This window comes from Plantactinospora sp. BC1 (genome assembly GCF_003030345.1).
Taxonomy (GTDB): domain Bacteria; phylum Actinomycetota; class Actinomycetes; order Mycobacteriales; family Micromonosporaceae; genus Plantactinospora.
Genome location: NZ_CP028158.1, coordinates 4,308,776 through 4,321,933 on the forward strand (window position 1 = coordinate 4,308,776; position 13,158 = coordinate 4,321,933).

The 13,158-nt window shown below is 73.2% G+C and carries 12 protein-coding genes; 3 read left to right on the forward strand and 9 right to left on the reverse strand.

From position 1 onward, the window contains the following. Window positions 1-79: 79 nt before the first annotated feature. From C6361_RS18775 to C6361_RS18805, 7 genes are all read right to left on the reverse strand, one after another. On the reverse strand, window positions 80-817 hold the full coding sequence (locus C6361_RS18775) for an ABC transporter permease (protein WP_107268512.1): 738 nt from the start codon (window positions 815-817) through the stop codon (window positions 80-82). A 15-nt stretch (window positions 818-832) separates the two neighbouring features. Then, complete coding sequence (locus C6361_RS39020; RefSeq protein ID WP_107268513.1) at window positions 833-1,756, reverse strand: ABC transporter ATP-binding protein; 924 nt, start codon at window positions 1,754-1,756, stop codon at window positions 833-835. Then, the gene (locus C6361_RS18785; RefSeq protein WP_107262115.1) at window positions 1,753-2,073 is read right to left on the reverse strand and encodes a transcriptional regulator; all 321 of its coding nucleotides are present in this window, start codon (window positions 2,071-2,073) and stop codon (window positions 1,753-1,755) included. Before C6361_RS18785 ends, C6361_RS39020 begins: the two co-directional genes overlap by 4 nt. Further along, window positions 2,070-2,810 (reverse strand): transporter, encoded by a 741-nt coding sequence (locus tag C6361_RS18790; RefSeq protein WP_199853019.1) that lies wholly within the window; start codon window positions 2,808-2,810, stop codon window positions 2,070-2,072. The genes C6361_RS18785 and C6361_RS18790 overlap by 4 nt, the downstream gene beginning before the upstream one ends. 179 nt (window positions 2,811-2,989) lie before the next feature. Beyond that, a complete protein-coding gene (locus C6361_RS18795; protein ID WP_159079381.1) occupies window positions 2,990-4,297 on the reverse strand; it encodes a serine hydrolase in 1,308 nt (435 codons plus the stop codon). Window positions 4,298-4,482: 185 nt separating this feature from the next. Then, window positions 4,483-6,480 (reverse strand): AAA family ATPase, encoded by a 1,998-nt coding sequence (locus C6361_RS18800; protein ID WP_107268515.1) that lies wholly within the window; start codon window positions 6,478-6,480, stop codon window positions 4,483-4,485. 162 nt (window positions 6,481-6,642) lie between these two features. Beyond that, complete coding sequence (locus C6361_RS18805) at window positions 6,643-8,058, reverse strand: ATP-binding protein (RefSeq protein ID WP_107262121.1); 1,416 nt, start codon at window positions 8,056-8,058, stop codon at window positions 6,643-6,645. A 118-nt stretch (window positions 8,059-8,176) separates the two neighbouring features. Here C6361_RS18805 and C6361_RS18810 point away from each other — a divergent pair, with 118 nt between their 5' ends. The 3 genes from C6361_RS18810 to C6361_RS18820 are packed head-to-tail and all read left to right on the forward strand — an operon-like array spanning window position 8,177 to window position 10,973. Continuing rightward, on the forward strand, window positions 8,177-8,758 hold the full coding sequence (locus tag C6361_RS18810; RefSeq protein WP_234358887.1) for a helix-turn-helix transcriptional regulator: 582 nt from the start codon (window positions 8,177-8,179) through the stop codon (window positions 8,756-8,758). 47 nt (window positions 8,759-8,805) lie between these two features. Next, entirely contained in the window at window positions 8,806-10,128 is a 1,323-nt protein-coding gene (locus C6361_RS18815) for an MFS transporter (RefSeq protein WP_107262123.1), read from the forward strand. Continuing rightward, the gene (locus C6361_RS18820; RefSeq protein WP_107268516.1) at window positions 10,125-10,973 is read left to right on the forward strand and encodes a menaquinone biosynthetic enzyme MqnA/MqnD family protein; all 849 of its coding nucleotides are present in this window, start codon (window positions 10,125-10,127) and stop codon (window positions 10,971-10,973) included. The genes C6361_RS18815 and C6361_RS18820 overlap by 4 nt, the downstream gene beginning before the upstream one ends. Before the next feature lie 31 nt (window positions 10,974-11,004). On the opposite strand, the gene C6361_RS18825 is transcribed toward C6361_RS18820, so the two are convergent. Further along, window positions 11,005-11,961 carry a serine hydrolase gene (locus tag C6361_RS18825; RefSeq protein WP_107262127.1) on the reverse strand — a complete coding sequence of 319 codons (957 nt, stop codon included), beginning with the start codon at window positions 11,959-11,961 and terminating at the stop codon, window positions 11,005-11,007. Next, window positions 11,961-12,920: a hypothetical protein gene (locus C6361_RS18830; RefSeq protein WP_107268517.1), complete on the reverse strand. Its 960-nt coding sequence runs from the start codon at window positions 12,918-12,920 to the stop codon at window positions 11,961-11,963. Before C6361_RS18830 ends, C6361_RS18825 begins: the two co-directional genes overlap by 1 nt. Window positions 12,921-13,158: the final 238 nt, after the last annotated feature.

The following is a 13,158-nucleotide window of genomic DNA, read 5'->3' on the forward strand; positions in this document are numbered from 1 at the left end:
GTGGTGCCACGGTGTCACCTTGGTGACACCGTGACACCGCAGCAAAGCGGGAGGTGCCCGTCGACCGGGCGGCAGCGGGCTAGCTGAACCGCCGCCCCTCGTCCCGCCGGTACGCCCAGCCGGCGACCGCGGCCAGGACCACGATCCAGACGCCGAGCATCAGCAGCGACAGGGTCTCGGCCCGGAAGTCCCCGACGGCGGTCCACATCAGCTCGGCGGCACCCCGGGTCGGCAGGTACGGGGCGATCGTCTCGATGAAACCGGGCGAGTTGCCGGGCGGGAAGAGCAGGCCGCCGCCGAAGGCCAGCGGGAAGAAGACCACCTGGGCGACCACGATCGCCGCCTTGCTCGGCAGCGCGTAGCCGATCGCGAGCCCCATCAGCGTGAACGGCACCGCGATCACGACGACCGTGCCGAGTGCGGCCAGGAAGGCCGGGCCGGTCACCCGGGCCTCGGTGGCCACCGCGGCGATCACCACCACCGGGATCAGCGAGATCAGGGTCAGGAGCAGCCCGGCGAGGATCCGGCCGGCGAACCGGGGCGCGGCGCCGGTGGGCAGCGTCCGCATGTACGGGTCCCAGGGCTGCGCCCGGTCCTCGGCCACCCCGATGCCGTACTGGAAGATGTTGGTGCTCATCACCGAGAAGGTGACCATCGAGGCGGTGGCGTAGGTGGCGACCACCGGGTCGTCGCCGCTGAACGGGACGACGAAGAAGAGCATCGAGGCGGCCGGGAAGAAGGCGCTGCCGACCAGCGCGATCGGGATCCGGACGGTCTCCAGCAGTTGGTATCTGGCGTGCACGAGCGAGAGTCGCACGTTCGGGTCCTCCGGTCAGGCGTCGGCGGGCTGGGGGTGGGACTGTGCCGGGATCGGCTGCGCCCGGGTGTCGGGCCGCGCCTCGGTGATGGCCAGGAAGGCGTCCTCCAGGCTGCTCGGCCGGATCTCCAGTTCGGAGAAGGAGACGCCGCTGCGCACCAGGTCCCGGACGAGTTGGTCCGCGTCGGTGGTGAGCAGGTGGGTGACGCCGTCGACCCGCTCCACGGCGCGTACCCCGGGCAGGGGCGGCAGTTCCGGGGCGACCAGGCTGACCCGGCGTACCCCGACCAGGTCGCGGATCGCGTTGACGCTGTCGTCGGCGAGTACCCGGCCGTGGCCGAGCACCACCACCCGGTGTGCCAGCGCCTCGATCTCCTCCAGGTAGTGGCTGCTCAGCAGCACCGTGCCGCCGTCGGCGTGGAACTGGCGGATGCCGTCCCAGAGTTCGCGGCGGGCGGTCACGTCCAGCCCGGTGGTCGGCTCGTCCAGGAAGACCAGCCGGGGACGCCCGACGAAGGCGAGCGCGACGGCCAGTCGGCGCTTCTGCCCGCCGGAGAGGCCACCGGTCTGCCGCCGGACCAGGTCGTCGATGCCGAACCGGCCGAGCAGTTCGGCCCGGGGGACCGGGTCGGCGTAGTGCGCGGAGACGAAGTCGACGACCTCGCCGACCCGCAGCGTGGCCGGCAGCCCGGTCTCCTGCGGCGTCACCCCGATCTGCCGGCGGTGGGCCGGGTCGCGGGGGTCGCCGCCGAAGAGTTCCACCCGGCCGGAGCTGACTCGGCGCAGTCCGACCAGCAGGCTCAGCAGGGTGCTCTTGCCGGCACCGTTCGGGCCGAGCAGGCCGACCAGTTCACCGGCCGGGAGTTCGAGGTCGACCCGGTCGAGGGCGGTGACGTCGCCGTACCGGCGGGTGGCCTGGACGGCACGGGCGAGAATCATGACTTCTCCTCGGTCTGGGGCGGGTCGAGCAGGGCGCGGACCGCCAGGGTGTATTCCTCGAAGGCGAACCGGCCGCGCCGGGTGAGTCCGACAAGGGTGGTCGGGGTACGCCCCTGGTGGGTCTTGACGATCTCGACGTAGCCGGCCTCCTCGAGCTTGCGCAGGTGCACCGAGAGGTTGCCGGCGGTCATCTGGAGGATGTCCTGGAGCCGGGGAAAGGTGATCCGGTCGTTGCCCCGCAGGGTGGCCAGCGTCGCGGTGACCCGTAGCCGGGCCTGCGCGTGGATCACGGGGTCGAGTTCGGGCAGGCCGGTCACGAGCTGCTCCGGGCGCTCCCGCTCGGGCTGCCCGACACACCGTCCGGCGCACCGGCGGCGAGGCTCCGGCCGCGATGGCGGTCGCGGAGCAGGAAGTGGACGCCGGCCACCAGCATCCCGCCACCGCCGGCCACCGAGATCAGCAGGGCGTGCCAGCCGGTGCCGGCGATCATCCCGGCGATGTTGATGACGCTGATCCAGACGCCGAGCCGGAACATGTTGCGGTCCAGCCAGATCGCGCCGCCGGCCATGTGCAGGGCGCCGGTGAGCCCGACGGTGACGCCGGCCCAGAGCAGTCCGGCGAGGTCCTCGGGCAGGTGCTCGGAGACCTGGCCGAGCGCCGTGCTGACGCCGGTGAACCCGAGGCCCCAGGCCAGGCCGTACCACAGGCCGCGCCGGTTGGAGTCGCCGGTGACCTGCCCGTACGTCCGGCCGCCGACGATCCCGGAGGTGATCCCGGCGGCGATCAGCAGGGTGAGCAGGGTCAGCAGCGGCAGCCAGCTCGGCAGGTCGACGAAGACCCGGCCGCCCGGGCCGAAGCGCAGGAAGAACAGGCCGAAGCCGATCAGCCAGGCCAGGCCCCAGGGCCAGTAGTACCAGAGCAGGTTGGGGCTGAGCCTGCGGGCCGCCTCGGCCTGCTGCTCGGCGATGAGCCGGAGTGCGGCGGCCGGGTCGGCGGGCGGCAGTTCGTCGCGGTCGGTCGGCCCGCCGGTGTGGTCGTCAAAGTTCCCAGTCACGTAAACGAGTTTACAACACAAAGTCCACCGTCGCACCAACTACTTTTCGCGGCGGTCAAGACCGGCCCGGCGGCGGGGCGGCGGAGCGGCGGGGTGCGGCAGAGACGCCACCGGGCCGGGGCGCACGCCGCTGCACGGACGTGCGCCTCCGGCCCGGAGGTCGGGTACGCGGAAAGCCGTCAGCCGGCGACGCGCGCGGTGGGCAGCGGCCGGTGCAGCACCGTGGCGCCCGGAGCGGCGGTCAGCGGCCCGGCCGTCCACGGGCTCCCCGAGAACCGACCCCGGGCGCCCGCCGGTGCCGCCGTACCGGCGAAGACCGTGAGCAGGAAGCCCCAGAGCGCCTCGCCGATCGGGTCGGGCTGCCCCGGTACCCAGTAGTGGGTGGCGTTCAGCGCCACGGTGACCTGGCGGCGGCCGTCCGGAGAGTGCAGCGAGATGGTCTGGTGGCCGAGTACGACGCCGTCGTGTCCCCAGACCGGACCGCTCGGCAGCGGCACGCCGAGCAGGCCCAGCCCGTACTGGGCACCGTCCGGGACGGTCGGGTCGGCCGGCACCGTACGACGCATCTGCGCCAGCTCGGCCGGACGCAGCAGCCGGCCGCCGAGCAGGGCCCGGAAGAACCGGTTCACGTCGGCGGTGGTGGAGACGATATCGCCGACCATCCAGGCCCAGGACATGTTGTAGACGCTGAAGTCCCGCAGCGTCCCGTCGACCCACGGCACGTACCCGGCCGAGTGCGGCCCGTCGATCCGTCGCTCCGTACCCGGGAAGTAGGTCCGGTGCAGTCCGAGCGGGCGCAGCACGCGGCGGGTGACCTCGGCGGTGGCCGGCCGCCCGGTGATCCGTTCCAGCAGCAGTCCGGCGAGCACGTAGTTGGTGTTGGAGTAGGAGTGCCGCTCGCCCGGCGCGTTCGTCGGCTCCTGACCCAGCCCCATCGCGACCAGTTCCAGCGGCCGGACGGTGGTCCGCTGGTATTTCTCGATGTTCTCCACCGAGCCGAAGACCACGTTGTCGAAGTCGTTGATTCCGCTGGTCTGGTCGAGCAGCATCCGCACGGTCACCCCGGCGGGGGCGAGCCGGGGCAGATAGCGGCGCAGCGGCGCGTCGAGCACGAGCCGGCGTTCGCCGACGAGTTGCAGCAGCGCGGTGGAGGTGAACGTCTTGGTGATGCTGCCGATCCGGTGCTGGAAGTCGGGTCGCACCGGGCGGCCGGTGGTCACGTCGGCGACGCCGCTGGCGCCCCGCCAGGTCGCGTGCCCGTCGCGTACCTCGGCGAAGACGCCGGGCATCCCGGCGTCGGTGATCGCGCGCAGGGCGTCGCGCAGCGCCTCGTCCGGCAGCGCGCCGCCGGAACCGGACCGGGTGGCACCGGCCGGGGCGGCCAGCGCCGGCGAGGCGCCGGCGGCGAGCGCGGTGGCGGCCACGGCCGAGCCCGCGACGGTACGCAGGAAGTCGCGGCGGGACTGGTGTGGACGGAACGCGGACAACTGGTCCTCCCCCGGGGTGGCTGGTGTTCTGTTCCCTTCGCATTCTGGCCCGGCCCGCCGGCCGGATCGTCCACTTGGGTGCTGAGCTACGACTCGACACCGTGGACGAGCCGACCGCCGCCCGGTCCGCCGGCCGGTTCCCCCGCGAGGCGGACCCGGGCCCTCGGACGTCACGGGTCGCCCGGTCACAGGGGTGCGGGCAGCGGCTCGCTGTGCAGCACGGCGAGCCGGGAGACCGCCCGGGTCAGCACCACGTAGAGCCGGTGCAGGCCGCGCGGTTCCGCCGCCACGATCCGGGCCGGCTCGACCACGATCACGTGGTCGTACTCCAGACCCTTGGCCAGGGTGGCCGGCACGACGGTGACCCGGCAGGCGGTCTCGACCTCGTCGGCGGTGCCGGTCGGGATGCCGGCGGCGGTCAGCGCCGCGCGCAGCCCGTCCGTCTCGGCCTCGGCGGCGATCACCGCGATCGAACCGTCGTGGGCCAGCGCCGCCCGCACCTCGGCCACCGTCGCCGCCGCCAGGTCGGGCACGGTACGGATCTCCAGCGCGCCGTCCGAGCGGAGCGACTCCGCCGGCGGTACCTCCACGGCCAGCGCCGGCAGCAGCCGGTTGGCCAGCGCGAGCACCGCCGCCGGCACCCGGAAGCCCATGGTCAGCGGCACCACCGAGGCGTCCGGCTTGCCGAGGTGCCGCAGCGTCTCCCGCCAGTCGGTGGCGGCCCACGGCGCGGTGCCCTGGGCGAGGTCGCCGAGGAGGGTGACCGAGCCGTGCTCGCTGCGCCGGGCGATCACCCGGCACTGCATCGGGGAGAGGTCCTGGGCCTCGTCGACCACCACGTGCCCGAAGCTGGGCACCCGCTCGACCAGCCCGGCCGCCTCGTCGACGAGTACGGCGTCGGCGGCGGTCCACTTCGTCGCCCTCGGGGTACGGGGCGGCTTGGGCCAGCTCAGCAGGGCCTGCTCGGCCTCGGTGAGCAGCCCGTCGGCGGCGGCGGCCAGCGCCTCGGGGTCGGCCAGCAGCCGGTGTACCAGCCCGTCCGGGGTGACCGCCGGCCAGCAGTGGTCGAGGAACTCGGTGACCGGCCCGCACCGGCCCATCCGGCGCAGCCAGCTCTCGCCGGGCGAGTCGCCCCGGCGGGCCTCCGACTGTCGTTGCAGCAGGCCGACGACCCGGGCGCGGACCCGTTCCCGGCCGGTGGCGTACGGCAGCCCCTCCCGGCGGGCCTCCTCGACGACCCGGCGCAGCGCCTCCGCCGTGATCCGCCACCGGTACGAGCCGTCGGAGACCACCATCGGCTCCTCAGGTGCCCGCACCTGCCCGGCCAGCGCCCGGCGCAGCACCTCGGCCATCCGGGGATCGTGCTTCAGCGCGGCGGTCGCCGGGGGGTCCACGGCACGTACCGGGGTGCCGAGCAGGTCCTCCACGGTCGCCTGGGTCACCTCGACCTCGCCGAGCGCCGGCAGTACCGCCGAGATGTACGACAGGAACGCCCGGTTCGGCCCGACGACGAGTACCCCGGACCGGCGCAGCCGCTCCCGGTGCAGGTAGAGCAGGTACGCGGCCCGGTGCAGCCCGACCGCCGTCTTCCCGGTCCCGGGCGCACCCTGTACGCAGATCGAGTCGGCCAGGTCGGCCCGGACCAGCTCGTCCTGCTCGGGTTGGATGGTGGCGACGATGTCCCGCATCGGCCCGACCCGGGGGCGTTCGATCTCGGCGGTCAGGATCCGGCTGGCGGTGCCGTACTCCTGCCCCCGGTCGAGGTGTTCGTCCTCGAAGCTGGTGAGCTGGCCGGCGCCGAAGCCGAACCGCCGCCGGACCCGTACCCCCTGCGGGTCCCGGACGGTGGCCCGGTAGAACGAGCGGGAGATCGGGGCCCGCCAGTCCAGCACCATCGGCTCGCCGGTCGGGTCGGTGACGTGCCGCCGCCCGATGTGGTGGTTGGCGTCGGCGAAGTCGAGGCGGCCGAAGAAGAGCGGGGTGTTCGGGTCGTCGGCGAGTTCGGCGACCCGTCGGGAGAGGGTCCGGCCGAGCGTCTCGGCCGCGTACGCGTCACCGGCGACGTCCTGACCGGTCGCGAAGAGCGACTCGGCGTGCTCCCGCATCCGCCGCAGGGCGGCCCGGGAGGCGGCCAGGTGTGCGCGTTCGTGTTCCAGGTCGGTGTCGAGGTCCTGTGCGGGCATGCTGGTTTCCCATCGGCGCGTCGGCGCGTCGGCTGCTCGCTCGCGTGTCCGGGGGCGGATGGCCGGCACCCGGCGCGGGGACGTCCGCTGCGGTGCTTTCTCACCTCGGCCGTCAAGCGGCCAATGAGCCTACCTGCGGCTGGGTCGGGGTTCCAGCGAATTTCACCCGCCGCGCCGGCCGGACCGCCGGCCGGGTGTGCCTGCCAGCATGTCGGCCGGAGTGAAGGTGCGGACCTCCGGGTGCCCGGCCAGCGTCTCGTCGCCACCGCCGCGCGACCAGAACCCGAAGGTGAGGCCGGCCGGTCCGGGCGGCGGCAGGTGGCCGGCCCGGCGCCGCAGGTCGGTCAGGTCGCGCAGGGTGAGCGGCCTGGTCTGCCAGCGGGCCTCGCCGACGAGTACGGGATCGTCGCCGGCCAGGCCGAGCACGTCGATCTCGACGGTTTCGTCCTTCCACCAGCGGCCGACCACCGTCTCGGCGGGCAGCGCACCCGTGGCCACCAGATGCTGGGCGTGCTCCCGGGCGGCCGCCTCGAAGACCCGGGCGAGGTGTGTCTGCCACCGCCCCCAGGTGCGTCGCCGGACCGCGGGCCCCTGCCCGCCGTCGATGAGGTCGGCGTCGTCGCGGAGCACGGCGAACCAGTACGCGAGGTAGTCGTCGGCGATCTCGTACATCGGGTCGGCCGAGCCGCCCGCGCCGATCGGGCGTACCGCCCGGACGTAGCCGGCCCGGCGCAGCCGGTCGAGGGTGTAGTCGATCCGTTGCTGGGCCCGGCCGGCGATCCGGGACCGTCGCCGGGCGCCGCCGGCCATCGCGGTCAGCACCCGCTCGTAGCCGCCCCGCCAGTCGAGGTCCTCGGAGAGGATGTCCGGCGCGTCCCGCAGCAGCAGGCCACCGGGAGTGAAGGCCAACTCGTGCAGGTTCTCCTCGGTGGAGCGCCCTGTCGACCACCTGCTCAGGTGCAGCGGGTAGCCGCCGCAGGCCGCGTACGCCTCAAGGAACTGCTCGGGAGCCAGGTCGGGCAGGAACGCCCGGGCGTCCAGCAGGGGGAACGGATCCATCCGGCGCTCGACGCCGGCCCGGCGGTGCAGTCCGCCCTGCGGGCCGAGCATCTGCTCCATCACCGCGACCGCCGACCCGGAGAGCACCAGCAGCAGCCGTTGGTCGCGGACGTGGTTCTCCCAGACGGCGGAGACGGTGTCGGCGAAGTCGGCGTGCCCGCCGGTCAGCCGGGGCGCCTCGTCGAGCACCACGAGCAGCGGGGCGGTGCGGGCCAGCCGGGCGACGAACCGCAGCGCGGTCTCCCAGTCGGGGAAGGTCGCCGGGGCCAGGTCGGCCACCTCGTCGCCGAGCTGTTCGCGTAGCGCCTCGGCGAACCGGCGGAGCTGCCGGTCGTCGGCGTCCTGCCGGGTGGCGGTGAAGTAGACCGCCCGCTTCTCTCTGGCGAAGTGGGTGAGCAGGTAGGTCTTGCCGACCCGGCGGCGACCCCAGACCACGGCCAGCTCGGGATGTCCCTCGGTGGCCCGCTGCCAGGCCGAGGTCAGTTCGGCCAGTTCGGCCTTCCGGCCCACGATCGGCATGCGGCCAGTCTACTACAAACTGTTTGTAGTACCGGCTGGTTGTGGTACGAACAGTTTGTGTAGCGGTGCCGGCCGGGTAGCTGCCGCCGGGCCGGCCGGAGGCGGAATCATGGGGCGCATGACCGAGCAGCCCGTCGAGCAGCGGCCGATGATGATCAGTGATCCGCAGGTGATGCGGGCGCTGGCGCATCCGGCCCGGCTAGGGATCATGGAGCACCTGACCACCACCGGGGCGGCGGTCACCGCCACCGAGTGCGCCGAGATCGTCGGGCTCTCCCCGAGCGCGGTCAGCTACCACCTGCGGGAGCTGGCGAAGTTCGGCCTGGTCGAGCAGGCGCCGAGCCGGGGTGACGCCCGCGAGCGGCTCTGGCGCAGCAGTGTCGGCTCCTGGGGGGTGGAGGCCGGTCAGGACGCGTCGCCGGAGGCGCGGGCCGCCCAGGAGACCCTGATCGAGGTGTACGCCGCCCGCGACATGGAGCGGATCCGGAGCTGGGCCCGGCGGATCGGCGAGGAGCCGAAGGAGTGGTACGACGCTGCCCAGTACGGCGGCGCGGTGCTGATGCTGACCGCCGAGGAACTGGTGGCGCTGAACGACAGGATCCGCGAGCTGATGCGGCCGTACCGGCGGCGGGAGCGGGCCGATCCGCCCGAGGGGTCCCGTCCGGTGATGGTCCACTTCGCGGCGCTGCCGATGGAGTAAACCGACCGGGCTTGCGTACGGCAGTTGTGAAGGATTACTTTCGAAGTATGTCTTTCACAACTGTCGGTGTCGCCGTACCCGACGACGGCACGCCGACGGTGTCGCACTGGCGGGACGTCTACCTGGCCGCCGGCGCCCGGGCCGTCTCCACCTGTGGCGACTTCCTCGCCGCGACCGCGCTGGCGCTCGCCCTGCAATCCGCCGGAGCGGGTGGACTGGCGGTTTCCGGGGTGATGCTGGCCGCCACGCTGCCGCTGGTGCTGCTCGCCCCGCTGACCGGTCGACTGGCCGACCGGGTGGACAGCCGCACCCTGCTGGTCTGGGCCGGTGCCGGCCAGGCGCTGGTCTGCGCCGCGCTCGCCTTCGCCGAGAGCACCGCCGTGATCCTGCCGCTCGCCGCGCTGCTCGCCTGCGGGCTGGCGGTGACCCAGCCGACCCTGGCCGCCCTGCTCCCCGAGATGGTGCGCCGGGCCGACCTGCCCCGGGCCAGCGCGATCAACCAGACCGCCGGCTCGGTCGGCATGCTCGTCGCGCCGGCCCTGGCCGGGCTGCTGGTCGGGCAGTTCGGTGCCCGGGTACCGCTGCTGCTCGACGCCGGCAGCTATCTCGCGCTGATCGCCGCCGGCCTGCTGCTGGGTACCCGACGGGGTGGCCGACGGGCGACGGGACCGGCCGGCGGGGCGACCCCGGCACCGGCGGCCCCCGCCTGGCGGCTGCGCCGCGACCCGCTGCTCTGGACGATGGTGGCCGCGATCGCCGCCACGGTGGCCGGGGTGGGCGCGGTCAACGTGATCGAGGTCTTCTACGTACGCGAGACCCTGCACTCCTCGACCACGATGTTCGGCCTGATCAGCGCGGCCTGGACCGCCGGCATGCTGGTCGGCGCCTGGCTGCTGGCCGGCACCGCCCGGCGGGCCCGCGACGACGGCGCCCTGGTCAAGGGCGTGCTCGGGATGCTCGGCGCGGCCTGCCTGCTGGTCGGACTCGGCGCCACCGTGCCGGCCGCCGGCTGGCTGGTCCCGCTCTGGCTGGTCGGCGGCGCCGCCAACGGCGGGCTCAACGTCTTCAGCAACCTGGTGTTGGCCAACCGGGTGCCACCGGCGGCCCGCGGCCGGGCCTTCGCCGCCCAGGGCGCCGCGATCCAGGGCGCCGGGATGTTCGGCTATCTGGCCGGCGGGCTGCTGCTCGCCGGCTTCCCGCCCCGGCCGCTGGTCGCGGTGACCGGGGCGGCCGGGCTGGCCGTGGTCGCTGCGGTGACCCCGGTGGTGTTGCGGGCCGCCCGGCGCGAGCGGGCCACGATGCGTCCTGGGCCACTTCCGCCCCGGTCGGCCGGGCAGCCGGTCGAACCGGCGGTTACCGTCGGATCATGACCGAGCTGCGGCGACCCCGGGTAGGCCATATCCAGTTTCTCAACTGTCTGCCGATCTACTGGGGGCTGATGCGTTCCGGTGCGCTGATCGACGTCGAGCTGCACAAGGACTCGCCGGAGCGGCTCAGCGCCGCCCTGGTCGCCGGTGACCTCGACATCGGGCCGATCACCCTGGTGGAGTACCTCAAGCACGCCGACGAGCTGCTGCTGCTGCCGGATCTCGCGGTCGGCAGCGACGGCCCGGTGCTCTCGGTCAACATCGTCTCCACCCGCCCGCTCGCCGAGCTGGACGACGCCAAGGTGGCCCTCGGCTCCACCTCCCGGACCGGTGTGCTGCTCGCCCGGATGCTGCTCGCGCAGAAGTACGGCGTGCACCCCGAGTACTTCAGCTGCCCGCCCGATCTGACCACGATGCTGCTGGAGGCCGAGGCCGGGGTGCTGATCGGCGACGTGGCGCTGCGCGCCCTCTACGAGGCGCCCGGGCGTGGGCTCGCCGTCACCGACCTCGGGCAGGCCTGGCGGGACTGGACCGGGCTGCCGATGGTCTTCGCCGTCTGGGCGGTACGCCGGGACTTCGCGGCCAACCACCCCGGGCAGGTCAAGGACGTGCACCAGGCGTTCCTGCGCTCCCGGGACCTCTGCCTGGCCGAGCTGGACGAGGTCGCCGAGTCGGCGGCCCGGTGGGAGCCGTTCGACGCGGCGACCCTGGCCACGTACTTCCGGACCCTGGACTTCTCGCTCGGCGAGCGCCAGGTGACCGGACTGCGCGAGTTCGCCCGCCGCGCCGTCGAGCTGACCGGCGTACCGGCGCTGCCGGCGGACGGACCGGTCTTCTTCTCCGACTGAGCCGGGCGGCCCGGTCGGGCCGGGCGGGGACTCAGGTGGCGTCGGAGGCGGCGCGGAGCTGCCGGGCCACGTCCTCGCAGATCTTCGCCCCGTACGTGTAGCCGAGGTTGATCGCGTACCTGGTCTCCACCGCCATCGTCCAGCCGTCGCCGATGGCCAGGCAGTTCACCGTGTACTTCTGCTCGCGCTGCCGGTCCACCCAGCCGTTCTTGACCGCGATGGTCTTCTGCTCGGCGGCCGGGAACGCCTTGCGGATGCCGAAGTTGCCGACCCCGCGCACCGCGCGCATCTCGTCGAGCAGCCACTTCGTCCACTTCGGCCCGGCGGCCCGGCCGTCGGCGATGCAGGCGCCCATCCGGGCGGTGTCCCGGGCCGAGAGCGCGGTCCGGCTCCAGCCGCCGTCGGCGGCCGGGCTGCTGTCGGTCAGGTCGCAGATGCTGATCAGTCGCTTGATCGACGCCGTGCCGCCGTTGAGTTCGTAGAGGGTCTGCGCGGCGTTGTTGTCGCTGTCCCGGATCATGATCGAGACCTGGTTCATCCGGGTGTCGCTCGGGGTGTCGCCCTGCTCGGCGGCGCGACGGAGGAAGTCCGCGCCGATCCACGCCTTGATCATCGAGGCGGTCGGGTTGGTCTCGTCCATGTTGGCCGAACCGGAGATCTTGCCGGTCCGGGTGTCCATCAGCGCCCAGTTCCACCAGCCGTCTTTGTCGATCTTCACCTTGGCGGGCGCCACCGGCAGCGGCGGCAGTTCCGGGCTGGGGGTCGGGGTGGGCGTGCCGGGGCGGCCCGGGGTGGTGGCGGCCGGACCGGCCGGGCCGGACGGTTCGCCCCACTTGGCGGCGGCGGTACTCGCGAACGGCGAGCCCGGCATCAGCCGGAGCCCGACCAGCACCAGCACCAAGAGCACGCCCGCGATCAGGGTGAGCCGGAGCAGGGTGGACCGGTTGGACCGGGCCCGCCGCTCGGCGGCGCGTTCGTCGGCACCCATCAGGACTGCCCCGCCGTCAGCGGCATCGGGACCTTCAGCACGGCGCCGGGCTGCGGGGTGGTGAGTTGGCTGGCCACGCTGGCGCAGACGTCGGCGCCGTAGTCGAGGCCCTTGCGGCCGGAGTATCGGGTCATCACGGAGAGTACCCAGTCGTCGCTGACGGCCAGGCAGTTCAGGTGCCACTTGCCGTCAGCGTTGATCAGCGTCCAGCCGTTCTTGATGCCGACCGGGCCCTGCGCCAGGACCCCCTCGGAGAGCCCGTCGATGATGCCCCAGCGCCCGCCGCCCTGCTTGAGCTTCTGATCCCTCGCGGAGGTCGTGCCGCGCACCTTGGTCATCTCGTCCAGCACCCACTTGGTCCACTTCGGTCCGGCGGCCGTGCCGTCCTTGATGCACTCTCCCATCCGCACCGCGTCCCGAGGGGACATTTCGGTATAACTCCACCAAACAGAACTTTCCCCCGGTGGTACCACCTTGCGGGTGTCGGTGAGCTGGCACATCTTGATCAGGCGGTCCACCACCGCGCCCCGGCCACCCCTGTTGTAGAGCGTCTCGGCCGAGTCGTCGTTGCTGTCCCGGATCGCCGTGCTGGCCATCTTCAGCGTCCCCGAGGGAGGCGTCTTGTCGCCGAGCCGGCGGAGGTAGTCCGAGACGATCCAGACCTTGATCATCGACTCGGTCGAGTTGGTCGAGGTCATGTTCTTGGAGCCGGAGATCTTGCCGCTCTCCCGGTCGAGCAGGGCCCAGCCGAGGAAGCCGTCCACCCCCTTCACCGTCACCGGGGCGGCGGCCAGGGTCGGCGGCGGCGGCGCGGACGGCTCGATCCCGACGGGCGCCTCCTCGGCCGAGGACGTGCTCCCGCCGGAGTCGGCCAGCCGGGCGTACGCGGCGGGCACGAGCAACAGGCCGCCAAGCACGACTGTCGTGATGGCGAGCACCAGGGTCACGCGGGGACGCATGAGGATGGGGCTCCAAGGGTGAAGGCCGGGGGGCCGCTGTGTCCAGGGCGCTGTGCGGTGTGACTGTGGGTCGGCGGCGCCTCCGCCAGCCCCACACCGGCGGTCTGCTCCGCGTCCGGACTGCCGGGGGAGGCGGCAGTACGGGAACGGGGGAAAGTTTACGTGGCCGGGTCCAATCCGCCAGATGGTGAAGCCCGGGAGTCTTCCGATGTCGCCCTGAAATGACCGCTTATGTGGT

Coding starts and splice junctions, on each gene's coding strand:
- C6361_RS39020 (WP_107268513.1), bottom strand. CDS start 1,756: ATGATTCTCGCCCGTGCCGTCCAGGCCACCCGCCGGTACGGCGACGTC.
- C6361_RS18800 (WP_107268515.1), bottom strand. CDS start 6,480: ATGCCCGCACAGGACCTCGACACCGACCTGGAACACGAACGCGCACAC.
- C6361_RS18805 (WP_107262121.1), bottom strand. CDS start 8,058: ATGCCGATCGTGGGCCGGAAGGCCGAACTGGCCGAACTGACCTCGGCC.
- C6361_RS18810 (WP_234358887.1), top strand. CDS start 8,177: ATGACCGAGCAGCCCGTCGAGCAGCGGCCGATGATGATCAGTGATCCG.
- C6361_RS18815 (WP_107262123.1), top strand. CDS start 8,806: ATGTCTTTCACAACTGTCGGTGTCGCCGTACCCGACGACGGCACGCCG.
- C6361_RS18820 (WP_107268516.1), top strand. CDS start 10,125: ATGACCGAGCTGCGGCGACCCCGGGTAGGCCATATCCAGTTTCTCAAC.
- C6361_RS18825 (WP_107262127.1), bottom strand. CDS start 11,961: ATGGGTGCCGACGAACGCGCCGCCGAGCGGCGGGCCCGGTCCAACCGG.
- C6361_RS18830 (WP_107268517.1), bottom strand. CDS start 12,920: ATGCGTCCCCGCGTGACCCTGGTGCTCGCCATCACGACAGTCGTGCTT.